This is a genomic window from Polynucleobacter sp. es-MAR-4 (assembly GCF_018882055.1).
GTDB lineage: Bacteria > Pseudomonadota > Gammaproteobacteria > Burkholderiales > Burkholderiaceae > Polynucleobacter.
Genome location: NZ_JACVPF010000001.1, coordinates 420,371 through 437,261, shown reverse-complemented (window position 1 = coordinate 437,261; position 16,891 = coordinate 420,371). Strand labels below are relative to the sequence as shown.

Here is a 16,891-nt window from a genome sequence, read left to right as displayed (position 1 = left end):
CCAAAATAGAAGCAGCTTATAAAAAACAATAAGGAGCAGTATGAACAACAGCAAAATCCAATTACTACAGGATCCTTTCCTCAATGCTTTGCGCAAAGAGCATGTTCCTGTCTCAATTTATCTTGTCAACGGCATCAAGCTGCAGGGCAATATTGAATCGTTTGATCAATATGTTGTGCTCTTGCGTAACACCGTGACGCAGATGGTTTATAAACACGCCATTTCCACGATCGTTCCTGCTCGTGCAGTGGAGTTCCGTACGGAAGAAGTTAGCTCTGTATAAAACAGGTGTAGATGCGGCACGTGCCGTTCTGGTTGGAGTTGATACCGGCCGCGAAGATTTTGCGGACAGCATGGCTGAGCTCAGCCTTTTGGCTGACAGTGCCGGCTCTATACCTATCGCTAGCGTAATTGCGCGTAAGGGCAAAACTGATCCAGCCTTATTTATTGGTTCGGGTAAAGCTAACGAAGTCAAAAAAGTGATGGAAGAGCAAGGTGCTGAATTAGTCATCTTTAACCATCCCTTATCCCCAACGCAGCAACGCAACCTTGAGCGCCATATTGGTTTTCATGTCATGGACCGAACGGGCCTGATTTTGGATATCTTTAGTCAGAGAGCGCAAAGCCATATCGGTAAGACTCAGGTTGAACTAGCTCAAGTGCGTTATCGCATGTCTCGTTTAGTGCGCGCTTGGAGTCACTTAGAACGTCAACGCGGTGGTATTGGTGTGCGAGGCGGCCCTGGCGAAACCCAGATGGAGCTTGACCGACGGATGCTAGCAACCAAAGCTAAGCGTTTGGAAACCGAGTTGGAGAAGCTCCAGCGCCAACAAAGAACCCAAAGAAGGGCCCGTAATCGCAAAGATGTCTTTTCTGTATCTTTGGTTGGATATACCAATGCGGGTAAATCTACGCTATTTAATGCCCTTACAAAAGCAGGGACATATGCAGCAGATCAGCTGTTTGCGACCCTTGATACCACTTCCCGCAAAGTACATTTAGAGGGAGTGGGGTCCATTGTGGTCTCCGATACGGTCGGTTTTATCCGTGAATTACCGCACCAACTGGTGGAGGCCTTTAGGGCCACTTTGGATGAAACCATCCATGCAGACCTGATTTTGCACGTCATTGATGCGTGTAGCCCCGTTGCCAGGGAGCAAAAGGCCGAAGTAGAGGCTGTTTTACGGGAAATTGGGGCTGACGACATCCCTCGAATCGAGGTAATGAATAAGATTGACCAGATGCCTCAGACCTTTACCGAGGGGGCAGCCTTGATTCGGGATTCTGAGGGAATTCCGAGCCAGATTTTCCTTTCCGCCAAGACGGGCCTGGGGCTAGATTTATTGCGTTCAGCCCTCGCCGAATGCTCTCAAATGACTGATAGAATAAGGGTCGAGCAGAATCGCGCCAAAGTCCAAATGGACCCAGATGAGTTTTTAGCTCCTTTACCCGAACGACCAGAGACTTCTGAATTTAACCCGATTCCTAACCGAAAATATTCACCAAACGATGCGTAAATTTCTCGAGCTGTTCTCGGTCAACGACCCAGGTTGGGGCAATAGCCACTCAGGCGCTGGATCTAAAGATGCCAAAAGTGGGCAGGGTAGTGAGCAATCCCCTCAAGCTGAACCTGGTAATTCCGAAACTGAAAAGCCAGTAGAGACTCAGCCAAGCACCCCAAGACCAACGAATCAACCCGCTAAACCAGATGGCCCTCCTGATTTGGATGAGCTTTGGCGTGATTTCAATGATCGCATCAGCGGTATTTTTGGCGGCAAGAAAAAGCCGGGTGGATCAGTAGGTAAGCCTGCAAATAAACCAAGCAGTACCGATATACCTCCGCCATCTCAGCGCGGAAATGGTGGTGGTAACAACGGTGGTAATGGTGGCGGCATGAGTGCGCCCAACTTTAACTTCACAAATCCTTTTGGTTCTAAAGCGACGGTGATCCTGGCCGCTGGTGGCGTAGCATTGGTTTGGATTCTGAGTGGTTTTTACATCATTCAAGAGGGTCAGTCAGGCGTAGTGACTACCTTTGGTAAATACTCTTATACGGCTGGTCCTGGTATTAACTGGCGTATGCCTTGGCCGGTGCAGGCTGAGCAAACCGTCAATGTATCGGGTGTACGTTCTGTAGAGGTTGGTCGCTCAATCTTGATTAAAGCAACCAATCAAAAAGATACTTCGATGTTGACCGAAGATGAAAACATTATTGATGTGCGCTTTGCCGTTCAGTACCGCTTAAAAGATCCAACGGATTATTTATTTAACAATCGTGATCCTGATACGACTGTTGTTCAGGCTGCAGAAACTGCAGTTCGTGAAATTGTGGCACGCAGCAAGATGGATACTGTTTTGTACGAAGGTCGTGAAAAGATTGCAATTGACTTGGCGGCTTCGATTCAGAAAATTCTAGATAGCTACAAAACGGGTATCTATGTTACGAGTGTGACTGTGCAAAACGTTCAGCCACCAGAGCAGGTGCAAGCGGCGTTTGATGATGCTGTAAAAGCGGGTCAAGACCAGGAGCGTTTGAAGAGTGAAGGTCAGGCATATGCTAATGACATCATTCCACGTGCAAAAGGTACGGCCGATCGACTGATTCAAGAGGCTGAAGGTTATAAAGCTAGAGTTGTTGCAACAGCAGAAGGTGATGCAAATCGCTTCAAGCAAGTTTTAACTGAGTATGCAAAAGCGCCTGGCGTGACTCGTGATCGTATGTACATTGATAGCATGCGTGAGATGTACAACAATGTGTCTAAGGTGTTGGTTGATACCACGAAGAGCAATAGCATGCTCTATTTGCCTTTAGATAAGATCATTGCTCAAGTAAGCGCAGAAAGTGCGCAAGTTGCCGCTAGTCAGACACAGACATCTACACCTACTGGATCTGTGACGGTAGGGGGTGCAACAGGTAACCCAGCCGCCCCATTTAGCAACAATGCAACAAGCCCCAGCCCGAGCAATACTCCTAGTGCTGGCGCTTCCGATAAACGCGACGGCTTGAGAAGCCGTGATAGAGGGGATGCAAGATAATGAACGCAAATCGTCTCTTAGCTGCCATCGCCGGTCTGATTGCTCTGGTCTATATCTTGGCCTCAAGTATTTTTGTAGTGGATCAGCGTAACTTTGCTGTGGTGTTTTCATTTGGGCAAATTGTGCGCGTGATTGAGCAACCTGGTTTGCAGGTGAAGTTACCGGCTCCTTTTGAAAACGTCCGCTTCTTTGATCGTCGTATTTTGACAATCGATACTCCTGAGGCAGAACGCTTTATTACATCCGAGAAGAAAAATCTCTTGGTTGATTCTTACGTTAAATGGCGCATTGTTGATCCTCGTAAGTTCTTTGTGAGCTTTAAGGGTGATGAGCGTTTAGCGCAAGACCGCCTTACTCAACTAGTTCGTTCAGCGCTGAATGAAGAATTTACTAAGCGCACAGTGAGAGAAATCATCTCCGATCAACGCGAACAGGTGATGCAAGGTATTCGTAAAAAGGTTGCAGATGATGCATCTGACATTGGCGTTGAAATTGTTGATGTTCGTCTAAAGCGCGTCGATCTCTTGGCTGAAATCAGTGACTCTGTGTATAGGCGTATGGAAGCAGAGCGTAAGCGGGTTGCTAATGAGTTGCGATCTACCGGCGCTGCAGAGTCCGACAAGATTCGAGCAAATGCTGAGCGTCAGCGTGACACGATCCTAGCTGAAGCTTATCGTGAAGCGCAAAAGATCAAAGGTTCTGGTGATGCAAGAGCTACAGCCTTATACGCTGAAGCATTTGGTCGCGATCCTCAGTTCGCGCAGTTTTACCAAAGTCTTCAGGCCTACCGTAGCTCCTTTAAAGATAAGAAGGATGTCATGGTGGTTGAGCCTAATGGCGAGTTCTTCAAGTTCTTGCACAAAAAAAATTGAGAGTGAATATTTCAGATCATGAATCGTTGGTTACTACCTGAAGATATTGCTGATGTTCTGCCAGCAGAGGCTCGCAAAGTAGAGACTCTGCGTCGGGCTATTCTGGATTTGTATCAATCCTATGGTTACGAGCTGGTGGCACCTCCGATTTTAGAATTCTTAGATTCATTGCTAACAGGTACTGGATCAGACCTCAATCTACAAACATTTAAGTTGGTCGATCAATTATCCGGTCGTACCTTAGGGCTGCGTGCGGACATGACTCCTCAGGTTGCTCGGATTGATGCGCATTTACTTAACCGCAAAGGCGTGACTCGTCTTTGTTATGCAGGCTCTATTGCGCATGCTCGCACTCCAGTTGGCAGCTCTGCGCGTGAGGAATTGCAGCTTGGCGCTGAAATTTATGGCTGCGCAAGCTGGGAGGCCGATTTTGAGGCGGTCTCTTTGCTGTTGCAGACTTTAAGTGTGGCTGGTCTCAATAAGGTTTACCTAGATTTTTCTCATGCAGGTGTGCTCGAAGGAATTCTTGATGGGCAAAGTCTTCAGAAGGGTGAGATTGAAACGCTGTACGGCTTATTACAAAGTAAGGATCGCCCACGTTTGGCAATCTGGGCTCAATCACTGCCCGCAAAATCAGCCGAAGCCTTAATGGCGCTGACAGAGTTGAATGGACCTTGTGCACAAGTATTGATTAGCGCTAAAAAATCTTTGCCAAAACACAAATTGATTGATGATGCCTTGGAGCAATTAGAAAAGCTTGCTTCTGCAACTGCTGCATTGCCTCATGATGTTGAGCTCAGTATTGATCTAGCAGATTTGCGTGGTTATCAATATCACAGCGGTGTGATGTTCGCGGCTTATGTTGATAAGTTGCCACAACCGATTGCTCGTGGTGGTAGATATGATCATGTGGGTCAAGCATTTGGACGTCCTCGTCCTGCTACCGGCTTTTCAATGGATTTATTGACCTTGGCTCATTTGGCCCCTGTAGTGCAAAGAAAGTCTGCCATCCTAGCGCCATGGATTATGGATGCGAGCTTGACCACCAAGATTGCTGAGTTACGCGGTGCTGGTGAAGTGGTTATTCAAGCGATGAGTGGTGATCTTGTAGAAGCCGCTGAATATATTTGTGATCGTGAGCTAGTGCAGCAGGGCAGCTCATGGGAAGTAAGAAAGAAGTAAAAGTCATATCAATAACGTACTAATTCTGTAATTACCTTTTGGATTTCATTATGTCTTCAAAGCAACAAGATCATGGTCGTAACGTCGTAGTCATTGGCACTCAGTGGGGTGACGAGGGCAAGGGCAAAGTAGTTGATTGGTTAACTGACCATGCTCAAGCAGTTGTGCGCTTTCAGGGTGGACACAATGCTGGCCATACTCTTATTATCGGCGACAAGAAGACGATTCTACGTTTGATCCCATCTGGGATCATGCATAAGAATGTGATTTGCTACATTGGTAATGGTGTCGTGCTTTCTCCAGAGGCGCTCTTTAAAGAAATCGGTGAGTTAGAATCCGCAGGATTAGATGTTCAGTCTCGTTTGAAGATTTCTGAAGCAACTACCCTAATTCTTCCGTACCACGTAGCAATCGACCATGCGCGTGAGAAGAAGCGTGGAAATGCCAAGATCGGCACTACTGGCCGCGGTATTGGACCGGCATATGAAGATAAGGTCGCACGTCGTGCCTTACGTGTACAAGATTTGTTTTATCCAGAAAAGTTTGCGGCGCAATTGCGCGAGAACTTGGAATATCACAACTTCATGCTCACAAATTACTATGGCGCTGAGCCAGTTGATTTCCAAAAGACATTAGAAGAAGCGATGTCTTATGCGGAGCGTATTAAGCCAATGGTAGTTGATGTCTCTAGCGCTTTATATGCAGCAGAGCAGGCCGGTCAAAATTTATTATTCGAAGGCGCACAAGGCACTTTGCTCGATATCGATCATGGTACCTATCCTTATGTCACTTCCAGCAACTGCGTAGCAGGTAATGCAGCCGCTGGATCTGGCGTTGGTCCGGATTCTTTGCAATACATCTTGGGTATTACTAAAGCCTATTGCACACGTGTTGGTGCAGGCCCATTCCCAAGCGAGTTATATGATTTTGATAATCCAGCCAAGCAAGATCCAGTTGGTATCCGTTTGGCTGAAGTGGGCAAAGAGTTTGGTTCCGTTACTGGTCGCCCACGTCGCACAGGTTGGCTTGATGCCGCAGCATTAAAGCGCTCTATTCAGATTAATGGCTTGTCAGGCCTTTGCATTACTAAGCTAGATGTCTTGGATGGCTTCGAGACAATTCGTCTTTGTGTCGGCTATAACCTTGACGGTCAAAAATTAGATGTATTACCACGTGGCGCTGAAGCTGTTGCGCGCTGTGAACCAATTTATGAGGATTTCCCAGGCTGGAAGGGAACTACTTTTGGTATTCGTGAATGGGACAAACTCCCAATAGAGGCACAGAAGTTCCTGCGTCGTATCGAAGAAGTTGCAGGAAAGCCGATCGCTATGGTCTCAACAGGACCTGAACGTGATGAAACGATTCTTCTGCAACATCCATTCAAGGGTTAATAGAATTTCTTATTAGCCTTTGTATATTTAATCTACATATTAGTTTTGGGGTTTTTAGATGACTGCACGTACACAATGTAATAGCCTACAAGTGGCTACACCGCTTTATCGCTTTATTGAAGAACAAGTTTTACCTGGAACAGGTATTAAAAGCGCTGACTTTTGGAAGGGTTTTGACGAGATCGTTAAGGATCTGAGTCCAAAAAATGAAGCATTGCTAGCAAAACGCGATCGCCTGCAATTGGATTTAGATAAGTGGCATCAAGCTAACCCTGGCCCAATCAAGGACATGCCTGCTTATCGTAAGCACCTTAAGGAAATTGGTTATTTAGATGAAGTCCCAGGGAAAGTTCTAGGCACTACCAAGAATGTTGATGATGAGCTGGCTCTCCAAGCTGGCCCTCAGTTGGTGGTTCCAGTTCTGAATGCACGCTATGCATTAAATGCTGCTAATGCACGTTGGGGTTCTTTGTACGATGCCCTCTATGGTACTGACGTTATCTCTGAAGAAGATGGCGCGACTAAAGCTGGTGGCTACAACCCAATTCGTGGCGCTAAGGTTGTTGCCTTTGCTCGCAAATTCTTGGATCAAGCTGCACCGCTGGCTAAAGGTTCGCACGCAGATGCTACCGCTTACACAGTGGACGGCAATAAGTTGCTTGTTAGTCTCAAGGATGGCAGTAAAACAGGTCTTGCTGATGAGAAGCAATTTGTAGGTTATCAAGGTAACGCTTCTGCACCTTCTTCAGTGCTGTTGCGCAACAACGGCGTTCATATTGATATCGAAATTGATAAGAGCAAAACGATTGGCGCTAGCGATGCTGCTGGTGTAAACGATGTTGTGCTCGAGGCTGCTCTTTCAACAATTTTAGATTTGGAAGATTCGATTGCGGCTGTTGATGGCGATGACAAAGTCGTTGCTTATGAAAACTGGCTAGGTATTTTGAAGGGCACCTTGGTTGAAGAGGTGAGCAAGGGTGGGAAAACCTTTACTCGTACATTAAATCCAGATCGTAAATACACTGCCGGTATTGGTGCTGTAGATGCTAAAGATGGTGTTGTGACTTTGCATGGCCGCTCTTTGTTGTTCCTCCGTAACGTTGGTCACTTGATGACTAATCCAGCGATCATCACTGGCGACGGTAAAGAAATTTACGAAGGTATTTTGGATGCAGTAGTGACTGTATTGATTGCTCTGTACGATATTAATCGTCCCGCAACTCAAGCAATTGGTAATACCCGTAAAGGCTCGGTCTATATCGTTAAGCCAAAAATGCACAGCCCTGAAGAAGTTGCCTTTGCTGGCGAGCTCTTTGGTCGTGTTGAGAAACTGCTAGGCTTGCCTGCTGACACTGTGAAGCTTGGCATCATGGATGAAGAACGTCGCATGAGTGCAAACATCAAAGCTGCTATTGCTGCTGCTGGTGCTCGTGTAGCCTTTATTAATACTGGCTTCCTTGACCGCACTGGCGATGAGATGCATACAGCAATGCACGCAGGTCCGATGATGCGTAAAGGCGATATGAAGACCAGCAAGTGGCTGTCTGCTTATGAACGTCGCAACGTTTTGGCTGGATTGGATTGCGGTCTGCGTGGCCGCGCTCAAATCGGCAAGGGAATGTGGGCAATGCCTGATTTGATGAAGGCTATGGTTGAGCAAAAGATTGTTCATCCTAAGGCAGGTGCTAATACTGCTTGGGTTCCATCGCCAACGGCTGCAACATTGCATGCCTTGCACTACCATCAAGTTAACGTAGCGCAACTTCAAAAAGAGATGGAGCAGTTAGATACTGCTGCTGAAGCTGAAGCCTTAATTAATGATTTGCTAACTATTCCGGTTGTTGAAAAAGCTAACTGGTCTAAAGAAGAAATTCAGCAAGAGTTGGATAACAATTGCCAAGGTATCTTAGGTTATGTGGTTCGCTGGATTGATCAAGGCGTTGGTTGCTCCAAGGTGCCGGATATTCATAACGTTGGCTTGATGGAAGACCGTGCAACATTGCGTATCTCTAGTCAGCATATTGCTAACTGGCTATTGCACGGTATCGTGACTGAGGCTCAAGTTAATGAGACCTTGCAGCGCATGGCTAAAGTGGTTGACGGCCAAAATGCTGGCGATCCTTTATACAAGCCAATGATGCCGAATTTCAAAGACTCTTTTGCTTATAAAGCAGCGAGTGATTTGATTTTTAAAGGTCTAGAGCAGCCAAACGGCTATACCGAGCCTTTGCTTCATGCATGGCGCTTGGAAGTGAAGAAGGCTCACGCTTAATCTTTCAACTCTTTGCGCTGAAGATGAAATGGATTTGTCGAAAGGCAAATCCATTTTTTCTTTTTCCCGCAACACACTTAAGCCATCAGTCATTCCATGTTTAGCTTTTTAAATCCCTTTGCCAAACTGGCTACCGCTCACGGGCAAGCACTCGGGTTTCAGCTCAATGATGGGGGCAGGGAGGCCGCCGGCTTTAAAGGCGGTGCTGGAGATTGTGTAGTTCGGGCAATCGCAATCGCGGCTGAGTTGCCATATATGCAGGTCTATGAAGATCTTCGTGCCGCAAATGCAGCCTATGCAGAACAGCGTAATGACAAGCTGGCTAGAAGGCTTAATGCGAAAGGCGCCTCACCACGTAACGGCAATCACCGCAATGTCTTTCATGACTACATACTTGGCCATGGTTTTGATTGGGTGCCCACCATGAAGATTGGCGCTGGTTGCCAAGTCCATTTGCTTGCTAATGAGCTCCCCTCAGGCAGGCTAATAGTGAAAGTTTCTAAGCACTTATCGGCGGTAATTAATGGGGTAATTCAAGATACGCACAACCCTGCTCGGGGTGGATCCCGCTGCGTCTATGGCTATTACATCAAACGCGAGAAGGTATAAAAGAAAAAGCCTCTAAAAAGTTAGAGGCTTATTTCTTAAAACTGACCAAAAATGGCCTAAAACAGGGCTAAATCAGCAATAAATTACCAATTTCCGCTAGTTTTACGTGATTTCTGTTCCATTACTTTAGCTTCGCTAAAAGCGGCTACTAGTAAAGCAAAGAAGTCTTTAATTGCAAATAAAGGCTTAAAGCTAAAGGCTGGTGCCTGGTGAAACTGTACTGAGTTTGAATGTGCCATGGTGAGCTCCTTAAGGGTTAACCCTAATGATACACCCAATCATCCCGTATTGCAGCAATTTAGTGAAATTGCCTAATAGACGCTGGTGTGGCGGTACTTTTCATCCCAGGCGTTTTTATAGGCGGTAGTCATGCCGATCATGATTGACGTGGTCCATGCTAGGGAGAAGAGGCCGCTAAATGAGATGAAAAAGGCGAAGGATTTCCAGCCAGTTAGCAGGGTATCAGACTCAAAACCCACGGTTGTATAGCAACTTCCAGCAAAAAGAATGGCGGCAACTGGGGTGCTCATAATGCCTAAGCCAATAATAAAGACGGCCCAGATGAGGATCTCAATCAAGTGAAACATAGCCAAAAATACGAAGGTGGCATAAAAATGAAAGAAGACGCGGTTGTATTGATGGATTGCTAGATTTTGGCGGGTGAGGCGCTCAAAGCGCATGTAGACATGGTTAATAGCGCTGCCATGAAATACCAAAATAATAATTAGGCAAATAATTCCCCAGGCGCTATCTCGTATCAGCGAAAGAAAAGGGAAGTCATAGAAAGCGGTAATGATGTTATTCATGGGGTGTGCAAGGAAGCTTGGGCATTGGATTCTAGGTGGGTTGATAATGGCACATCTCTAATTTCATGTAAAGAAACCCTTGACCGAGCATCACATGCCAGGCGGAAAGAGCAAAGAACGTTTTTTCTTATTCTCTCTGGCCGGAATTCAGTTCACACACATCCTGGACTTCATGATCATGATGCCCTTGGGTCCCGAATTTATTCGAGAGCTCAACATCAATACGCATGAGTTTGGCTTGCTACTCTCTTCCTATACTTTTGCCGCAGCCATTGCCGGTGTCTTTGCTACCTACTTTGTTGATCGCTTTGAGAGAAGGGTGCTTCTACTCAGTCTTTATGCCTGCTTCATTATTGCTACCTTAGTTTGTGGTTTAGCCCCCGATTACCATTCGCTATTTATTGCTCGCGCATTTGCAGGCGCATTTGGTGGCATCTTGGGTTCATTAGTTCAAACCATCATTGCAGATTCAATACCGTTCGAACGCAGAGGCAAGGCCTTGGGTACGGTAATGTCGGCATTCTCTGTATCGACAGTAGCCGGAGTTCCCTTAAGTTTATTTCTGGCCAATAACATTCCATCCTTAGGATGGCGTGCACCATTCATCTTTATCGCTTTGATATCAAGCCTCATCTTGTATTTAGGCTATCGCAATATCCCTAAGATTTCTGGGCACTTGGGACATACCCACGAGGGTAGTCGCCTCCGTCAAATCTGGAATATCTTTTTTGCTCATCAGCATCTGCGTGCATTTATCTTTATGGCGCTAATTATGTTGACCGGATTTTCCGTGATTCCCTATATCGCCCTCTATCTGACATCCAATGTGGGAATTGATAACTCCTATATTTCTTTAATCTATCTTTGCGGTGGTATAGCCACACTCATGAGTTCCCGCATCATTGGTCATATGGCCGATCGTTACGGCAAGGTCAAAGTATTTAGAGTGCTTGCGGTGATTAGTCTTGCTCCTTTACTGGTGACAACCAATCTGATGCCGGTGCCGCTTTGGGTGGTATTGATTAATTCCACCGCATTTTTTGTCTTGGTTTCTGGCCGCATGATTCCGGCGATGGCCATTGTGAGTCAAGTGGTAGAGGCCAAAATACGGGGAACCTTTATGAGTCTCGTAGGTTCTGTGCAGATGCTGGCATCCGGTCTGGCCTCTGTGATTGCTGGAGTGGTCGTGACTATTGGCAGTGATGGCAAGATGGAGCACTACAACCTGGTTGGCTATGGAGCGGCTTTATGTGGCTTGCTTACATTCTGGTTGGTGGGCTATATTCACACTGACAAACAAGCGAAGTAAACCCATTTTTTTTAAAGAAAGATTGTGATGATCACATTTCAAAGACCTGATGGTAAATCTAGCAGCGCGTATTTGGTTGAGCCGGTAGATGCAAAAAATGCTCCTGGCATAGTTGTGATTCAAGAATGGTGGGGCCTGGATGATGAGATTAAAAATGTTGCCAATCGTTTGGCGGATGCAGGCTATCGCGCCTTGGTTCCAGATCTTTATCGTGGCAAACTTGCTCTAGAGGCAAATGAAGCCGAACATCTAATGAATGATCTTAATTTTGCAGATGCTGCTAGCCAAGATATCCGAGGTGCTGTTCAGTATCTCAAGCAAACTCGTAGTAATAAGGTTGCTGTCACGGGTTTTTGTATGGGTGGTGCGCTTACGGTCTTATCTGCTGGACTTGTTCCTGAGTCTGATGGAACAGTGGTTTGGTATGGCTACCCTCCATTGGAGTATGTTGATGCTGCGGCCATTAAAAAACCAATGTTGGCCCATTGGGCTCTTCATGATGAATTTTTCTCTATCGCTGGTGTTGATCAACTTGAGGAAAAGCTCAAGGCAGCCGGCGTCTCATATGACTTCCAGCGCTATGATGCTAAGCATGCATTTGCTAATCCTAAGTCAGATTCGAGAGGCCTGCCTCCATTACAGTACAACCCAGCTGCCGCACAATTAGCCTGGGAACGTACTATGACTTTTCTAAAGAATGCACTCAGTAATTAAGGGCTACTAAATACTCTTACTGAATAATTTCCCCCACTTTTTTCATTGCTTATCATGCATCTCTTTGCCGAAAACCTAGCTGTTGAACTCTCTTCTTATTACCGTAATCTTGCTTTAGGGCATGGTGTGATTCCGAAGGTATTTACTTTGGTTAATGGGAGTGGTGATCAATACCTCTTTTTCATTGATGATCTGCGCATGGATAAGGATGAGGAAGATCAGTTCTTGGTCTATATCGTCCAGGAACATGAGGCGGTTTGCTACGCGCGAGGGACCTTGGTCATCCTTGAGAAATCCCAGCAGTTGATTGAGTTTGCAGTAATCGATCAAGATGACGCTGAGGCGATTGTGTGTTCAGCTCAATTAACTCGGGATATTGACGATAAGCCGATTGGACTTACTGAGTTTGAAAAGACCTTGGCGCCCAAAAAGACTATCTTCTTTAGCGGCCTCTTTGAGCCTATTAAGCTATCGGAGGATAGGGCGGAGGAGTTTGAAAGTCTCTGGGATGAAATGAAACCCAAGATCTTGCATCGAACGATGGGAATTTAAGCGTCTATTGAAAAGGGGCTATTTAGTCCCCATATAGGTTTTGTAGGTGTATTTGGTGCCCAGGAAGGGACTCGAACCCCCACAACCTTACGATCGCCAGCACCTGAAGCTGGTGCGTCTACCAATTTCGCCACCTGGGCATGCCGTTATTATAAAGGTATGCGCCTTTTGGCCCACTTTCTAACCTCTTTTGGCTTTTTCCCTTCAGACCGAGTGGTTTGATACAGTAGCCTAAGCAAGAATAATCATTGATATATAAGGCATGTATTGCCGAAGGAATTAAATGCGTAAAGCAAAAAACTTGGTGCCACGAGAGGCTGACCGCTTAGGGACAGTCCAAGGCCACCGAGATGGATTTGGATTTGTGATCCCGGATGACGGTGGTGAAGATATTTTTCTATCTGAAAGAGAAATGTCCCGCGTCATGCACGGAGATAGGGTCAATGTCAGAGTATTAGGAACAGATCGTCGTGGTCGACCAGAGGGTCAGATCGTTGACGTGATTTTGCACGCCAATAAAGTCGTTATTGGTCGCCTCTTAAATGAGAATGGTGTTTTGATTGTTGCGCCGGAAGACAAGCGTATCGGTCACGATATTTTGATTCCACCAAAAGGTCAGGGCAATGCCAAATTAGGTCAAGTGGTGAGTGTCGAGATCATCGACTATCCAGATAGCTATCGTCAGGCTGTAGGCCGTGTTGTTGAGGTCTTGGGTGAAATTGATGACCCCGGCATGGAAATTGAAATCGCCGTCCGTAAATATGGTGTTCCCCATGAGTTTTCAGCTGCAGTAAAAAAAGAGGCAGATGCATTGCCAGATACTGTTCAGCAATCCGATCTTGAAGGTCGCGTGGATTTGCGTGACGTTCCTTTGGTCACCATTGATGGTGCCGATGCTCGTGACTTTGATGATGCGGTGTACTGCGAGCCAGTCATGTACGGCAAGAGCAAAGCTTGGCGTCTGATTGTGGCGATTGCCGACGTATCTCATTATGTAAAGCCTGGCCAGCCTTTGGATGATGAGGGTCTTCTACGAGCAACTTCAGTGTATTTCCCAAGACGGGTGATACCAATGTTGCCAGAGAAGATCTCCAATGGTCTTTGCTCTTTAAACCCTGGAGTTGATCGTCTGTGTATGGTGTGTGACTCTGTTGTGGACAACAATGGAGTAGTGCTTGCGTATCAGTTCTATCCAGCAGTAATGCATTCTGCTCAACGTTTTACGTACGATACGGTATGGGAGATTCTTTCGAATAGCAAAGGTCCTGAAGCAACGCGTTTTGCTGAGTTCAGGCCATTGCTGACTAATCTCTACTCCTTATACAAAATTCTATTGGACGCACGCCAAAAACGTGGAGCTATCGAATTTGAAACTACTGAAACCCAAATTATCAGTAATGAGCTGGGTAAGATTCTGCGTATTGAGCCGCGCTTACGTAATGATGCACATCGCTTGATCGAAGAGTGCATGTTGACAGCCAACGTTTGTGCTGCCGACTTTATTGATAAGAACAAGCATCTCAGCTTGTATCGTGTCCACGCTGAACCCTCTGAAGAAAAATTAGTTACTTTGCGTCAAGTCTTACGCACCTCTGGCCTGTCCTTGGGTGGTGGTGAAAAGCCAAAACCAAAAGACTACGCCAAGCTCATGCGCGAAATCAAAGAGCGTCCTGATGCCAATATGCTTCAGTCCGTTGTTTTACGTTCTATGCAACAGGCGATGTATCAACCGGATAACGAAGGTCACTTTGGTCTTGCCTATCCTGCTTATTCGCATTTCACAAGCCCGATTCGACGCTATCCAGATCTGTTGACACACCGAGTGATTAAGGCGATTTTGGCTAAAAAGCCCTATACGCCTGTTCTGCCACCCAAAGTGCCACTGAATCTCACGCTGCCGCGTAAAGGTAAAGGTCGTGAGAATGCGGTAAATGCTAAAAAATCTCACAACGATGCCAAAGAGGCTGCAGCTAACGGTACACGTTTACCTAAACTGCCGAAGGGGGCAAATGCTTCCTTGCCAATTTGGGGTCAATTAGGGGTTCATTGTTCATCTAATGAGCGTCGTGCTGATGAAGCATCCCGTGATGTTGAAGCATGGCTCAAGTGCTACTACATGCGTGATCATTTAGGTCAGGAATATGCCGGCACAGTTACTGGTGTCGCGTCTTTCGGTTTATTTATTCAGCTAGAAAATCTCTTTGTTGAGGGTATGGTTCATGTCACCGAATTGGGTGGTGATTACTTCCAATATGACGAAGCTCGTCAAGAACTTCGTGGTGAGAGAACGGGCATTCGTTATCGCTTAGGTGATCGCGTGCATGTTCTAGTAAGCCGCGTTGATTTGGATGCTCGTAAGATTGAATTTAGTCTTGTCAAGTCCGTCGGCCTGGAGCCAGGTGGAACTACGAATCGCCGTCAAATTATTTTGGCTAGCGACACTGGTAGGCCTAATAAAAAGGCTGCCCCTAAAAAAGGTCGCCCTGGCAGCAAAGAGCCGCAGAAGCACTCTGGCATCAACGTCAATGCCGCTAAGTCTGCTGGTAATCTTGGTGCCAATCAGTCGAAGAATCAAGCTGGACGAACAGCAAGTAAAGTCGCTAAGTCTGGTAAGCCCGGAAAGCCTTCAAGGCCTACCGGCAAACCGGCTGGTACAAAGCCACCCGTTCGCAGTACTAAAGCGCGCCGTAAATAATTAGCAATACAGAATCGAGATAAGCAAAGATGAAGCAAATATTGGTTGGTTTTCATGCAGTACAAGCGCGCTTACGGGTGGATGCTGCGAGTTTAAAGGCGGTTTATTTTGATCCGAGTCGTCGTGATCGTCGAATGGGTGATTTTCTCAAGCAGGCCGAAGAGATCTTGGGCGAAAGATTGCATGCCGCTGATTCTGAGCGCCTCCATAAGCTAGCAGGACATGATCGCCATCAAGGTGTAGTTGCTCTGGCTGAGAAGATGACGATTGCACGCACCATTACCGAAGTGGTAGAGGATGCCGAAAGCAATCAAAGCAAAGTGATGTTCTTGGTATTGGATGGTGTAACTGATCCCCATAATTTCGGTGCATGCTTGCGTGTGGCTGACGGTGCTGGTGTTGATGCAGTAGTGATTCCTAAGGATCGTTCGGCTTCCATTAACGCTACTGTAAGCAAGGTATCGAGCGGCGCTTCTGAGGTCATGCCAGTAATTACAGTCACCAACTTGGTTCGCAGCATGAAAGAGATGCAAGAAGCTGGTGTTTGGCTCATTGGCACTGATGACGAAGCTGAAAAATCGATTTACGATCTCGATCTCACCGGTCCAATTGGTATTGTCATGGGTGCAGAGGGTGAGGGCATGCGCCGCTTAACCCGCGAAACTTGTGATGAGTTGGTGCGCATTCCAATGAAGGGTGTAGTCGAGAGTTTGAATGTTTCTGTGGCGAGTGGCGTATGCTTGTATGAAGCACTAAGACAGCGTTTTGCTAAAGAAGCTAAATAATACGTATTACTCTATCCATTCAAGAGGCTACTATGAAATGCAATATCGGACACACTGACCGCGTTCTACGAATGACTGTTGGCGTTACCTTGATGGGCCTTGCAGGTTTTGGAATTACTGGCCCTTGGGCTTGGATCGGCATCATCCCACTGCTTACTGGAATGATTGGCAATTGCCCAGCCTATAGCATTTTAGGTATCAATACTGCTAAGAAGTAAGCAGCAATACCTTAAGCAAATAGTTGCTGCACAAATTGCTCTAATTGAGCTGGCGGTAGTGCACCGCTAATACGGTGAACTTCTTTGCCATTCTTGAATCCCGCTAGCGTTGGTATTGAGCGGATATTCCACTGCGATCCCAGTTGTTGCTCTGCCTCGGTATTCACCTTTACAAATAGCACTTGATTGGCGTGAGCAATAGCGCTTGCCTCAAAGGTTGGCCCAAACATCTTGCATGGACCACACCATGGTGCCCAGAAATCCACTATCACCGGCATTACAGATTGAGTTACTAGCTCGCTGAAATTTGTAGCTGTTGCGTTGATGGGTAGAGATAGCAGCTCTTGCTTGCAAGCCCCGCAGATAGGAGTCTGATTTAGCTTTTTAGCAGGAACTCGATTGCCTTTGCTGCAATGCGGACAATGAATAATCATCTTTATACCTCGGTGT

17 protein-coding genes and 1 tRNA gene are annotated in these 16,891 nt (G+C 46.4%); 14 read left to right on the top strand and 4 right to left on the bottom strand.

Translation table 11 applies throughout. From position 1 onward, the window contains the following. Positions 1-40 precede the first annotated feature (40 nt). From hfq to ICN16_RS02130, 8 genes are all read left to right on the top strand, one after another. Entirely contained in the window at positions 41-283 is a 243-nt protein-coding gene (gene hfq, locus ICN16_RS02165; protein WP_114653200.1) for an RNA chaperone Hfq, read from the top strand. A 70-nt stretch (positions 284-353) separates the two neighbouring features. Next, positions 354-1,517, top strand: a complete 1,164-nt coding sequence (gene hflX / locus ICN16_RS02160; protein ID WP_370625611.1) for a GTPase HflX — start codon at positions 354-356, stop codon at positions 1,515-1,517. Then, positions 1,510-3,036, top strand: coding sequence for an FtsH protease activity modulator HflK (gene hflK, locus ICN16_RS02155; RefSeq protein ID WP_216133446.1), 1,527 nt, complete (start codon positions 1,510-1,512; stop codon positions 3,034-3,036). The genes hflX and hflK overlap by 8 nt, the downstream gene beginning before the upstream one ends. Continuing rightward, positions 3,036-3,908 (top strand): protease modulator HflC, encoded by an 873-nt coding sequence (gene hflC, locus ICN16_RS02150; protein ID WP_216133444.1) that lies wholly within the window; start codon positions 3,036-3,038, stop codon positions 3,906-3,908. Before hflK ends, hflC begins: the two co-directional genes overlap by 1 nt. An 18-nt stretch (positions 3,909-3,926) precedes the next feature. Next, on the top strand, positions 3,927-5,090 hold the full coding sequence (locus ICN16_RS02145; protein WP_216133442.1) for an ATP phosphoribosyltransferase regulatory subunit: 1,164 nt from the start codon (positions 3,927-3,929) through the stop codon (positions 5,088-5,090). A gap of 50 nt (positions 5,091-5,140) precedes the next feature. Next, on the top strand, positions 5,141-6,481 hold the full coding sequence (locus tag ICN16_RS02140; RefSeq protein ID WP_216133439.1) for an adenylosuccinate synthase: 1,341 nt from the start codon (positions 5,141-5,143) through the stop codon (positions 6,479-6,481). Between the two features lie 58 nt (positions 6,482-6,539). Next, entirely contained in the window at positions 6,540-8,753 is a 2,214-nt protein-coding gene (locus ICN16_RS02135; RefSeq protein ID WP_216133437.1) for a malate synthase G, read from the top strand. A gap of 96 nt (positions 8,754-8,849) precedes the next feature. Next, entirely contained in the window at positions 8,850-9,362 is a 513-nt protein-coding gene (locus ICN16_RS02130; protein ID WP_216133435.1) for a hypothetical protein, read from the top strand. Positions 9,363-9,445: 83 nt separating this feature from the next. Here the strand turns inward: ICN16_RS02130 and ICN16_RS02125 are convergent, their stop codons facing one another. Both ICN16_RS02125 and ICN16_RS02120 read right to left on the bottom strand, forming a co-directional pair. Then, entirely contained in the window at positions 9,446-9,601 is a 156-nt protein-coding gene (locus tag ICN16_RS02125) for a hypothetical protein (protein ID WP_216133433.1), read from the bottom strand. 72 nt (positions 9,602-9,673) lie between these two features. Beyond that, positions 9,674-10,168: a hypothetical protein gene (locus tag ICN16_RS02120; RefSeq protein WP_216133431.1), complete on the bottom strand. Its 495-nt coding sequence runs from the start codon at positions 10,166-10,168 to the stop codon at positions 9,674-9,676. Positions 10,169-10,247: 79 nt separating this feature from the next. Between ICN16_RS02120 and ICN16_RS02115 the strand changes: the two genes are divergently transcribed. From ICN16_RS02115 to ICN16_RS02105, 3 genes are read left to right on the top strand one after another with little or no spacing between them, the layout of a single operon-like run. After that, the gene (locus tag ICN16_RS02115) at positions 10,248-11,477 is read left to right on the top strand and encodes an MFS transporter (protein ID WP_255533560.1); all 1,230 of its coding nucleotides are present in this window, start codon (positions 10,248-10,250) and stop codon (positions 11,475-11,477) included. 27 nt (positions 11,478-11,504) lie between these two features. After that, positions 11,505-12,191, top strand: coding sequence for a dienelactone hydrolase family protein (locus ICN16_RS02110; RefSeq protein WP_216133429.1), 687 nt, complete (start codon positions 11,505-11,507; stop codon positions 12,189-12,191). A gap of 54 nt (positions 12,192-12,245) precedes the next feature. Continuing rightward, positions 12,246-12,743 carry a hypothetical protein gene (locus tag ICN16_RS02105; protein WP_216133421.1) on the top strand — a complete coding sequence of 166 codons (498 nt, stop codon included), beginning with the start codon at positions 12,246-12,248 and terminating at the stop codon, positions 12,741-12,743. A gap of 53 nt (positions 12,744-12,796) precedes the next feature. Here the strand turns inward: ICN16_RS02105 and ICN16_RS02100 are convergent. Beyond that, positions 12,797-12,883 (bottom strand) — tRNA-Leu (locus tag ICN16_RS02100). Positions 12,884-13,026: 143 nt separating this feature from the next. Here ICN16_RS02100 and rnr point away from each other — a divergent pair. The 3 genes from rnr to ICN16_RS02085 are packed head-to-tail and all read left to right on the top strand — an operon-like array spanning position 13,027 to position 16,441. Then, positions 13,027-15,438: a ribonuclease R gene (gene rnr, locus ICN16_RS02095; protein WP_216133419.1), complete on the top strand. Its 2,412-nt coding sequence runs from the start codon at positions 13,027-13,029 to the stop codon at positions 15,436-15,438. Between the two features lie 29 nt (positions 15,439-15,467). After that, positions 15,468-16,223: a 23S rRNA (guanosine(2251)-2'-O)-methyltransferase RlmB gene (rlmB, locus tag ICN16_RS02090; protein WP_216133404.1), complete on the top strand. Its 756-nt coding sequence runs from the start codon at positions 15,468-15,470 to the stop codon at positions 16,221-16,223. Positions 16,224-16,255: 32 nt separating this feature from the next. Then, positions 16,256-16,441 (top strand): DUF2892 domain-containing protein, encoded by a 186-nt coding sequence (locus ICN16_RS02085; RefSeq protein WP_215392435.1) that lies wholly within the window; start codon positions 16,256-16,258, stop codon positions 16,439-16,441. An 11-nt stretch (positions 16,442-16,452) separates the two neighbouring features. Here ICN16_RS02085 and trxC read toward each other — a convergent pair whose 3' ends face one another. Then, positions 16,453-16,875: a thioredoxin TrxC gene (gene trxC, locus ICN16_RS02080; RefSeq protein WP_216861860.1), complete on the bottom strand. Its 423-nt coding sequence runs from the start codon at positions 16,873-16,875 to the stop codon at positions 16,453-16,455. Positions 16,876-16,891 lie beyond the last annotated feature (16 nt).

Bases quoted from the DNA above. Each gene is read 5' to 3' on its own strand.
- hfq (WP_114653200.1), top strand. From the start codon at position 41: ATGAACAACAGCAAAATCCAATTACTACAGGATCCTTTCCTCAATGCT.
- hflX (WP_370625611.1), top strand. From the start codon at position 354: ATGGCTGAGCTCAGCCTTTTGGCTGACAGTGCCGGCTCTATACCTATC.
- hflK (WP_216133446.1), top strand. From the start codon at position 1,510: ATGCGTAAATTTCTCGAGCTGTTCTCGGTCAACGACCCAGGTTGGGGC.
- hflC (WP_216133444.1), top strand. From the start codon at position 3,036: ATGAACGCAAATCGTCTCTTAGCTGCCATCGCCGGTCTGATTGCTCTG.
- ICN16_RS02145 (WP_216133442.1), top strand. From the start codon at position 3,927: ATGAATCGTTGGTTACTACCTGAAGATATTGCTGATGTTCTGCCAGCA.
- ICN16_RS02140 (WP_216133439.1), top strand. From the start codon at position 5,141: ATGTCTTCAAAGCAACAAGATCATGGTCGTAACGTCGTAGTCATTGGC.
- ICN16_RS02135 (WP_216133437.1), top strand. From the start codon at position 6,540: ATGACTGCACGTACACAATGTAATAGCCTACAAGTGGCTACACCGCTT.
- ICN16_RS02130 (WP_216133435.1), top strand. From the start codon at position 8,850: ATGTTTAGCTTTTTAAATCCCTTTGCCAAACTGGCTACCGCTCACGGG.
- ICN16_RS02125 (WP_216133433.1), bottom strand. From the start codon at position 9,601: ATGGCACATTCAAACTCAGTACAGTTTCACCAGGCACCAGCCTTTAGC.
- ICN16_RS02120 (WP_216133431.1), bottom strand. From the start codon at position 10,168: ATGAATAACATCATTACCGCTTTCTATGACTTCCCTTTTCTTTCGCTG.
- ICN16_RS02110 (WP_216133429.1), top strand. From the start codon at position 11,505: ATGATCACATTTCAAAGACCTGATGGTAAATCTAGCAGCGCGTATTTG.
- ICN16_RS02105 (WP_216133421.1), top strand. From the start codon at position 12,246: ATGCATCTCTTTGCCGAAAACCTAGCTGTTGAACTCTCTTCTTATTAC.
- rnr (WP_216133419.1), top strand. From the start codon at position 13,027: ATGCGTAAAGCAAAAAACTTGGTGCCACGAGAGGCTGACCGCTTAGGG.
- rlmB (WP_216133404.1), top strand. From the start codon at position 15,468: ATGAAGCAAATATTGGTTGGTTTTCATGCAGTACAAGCGCGCTTACGG.
- ICN16_RS02085 (WP_215392435.1), top strand. From the start codon at position 16,256: ATGAAATGCAATATCGGACACACTGACCGCGTTCTACGAATGACTGTT.
- trxC (WP_216861860.1), bottom strand. From the start codon at position 16,875: ATGATTATTCATTGTCCGCATTGCAGCAAAGGCAATCGAGTTCCTGCT.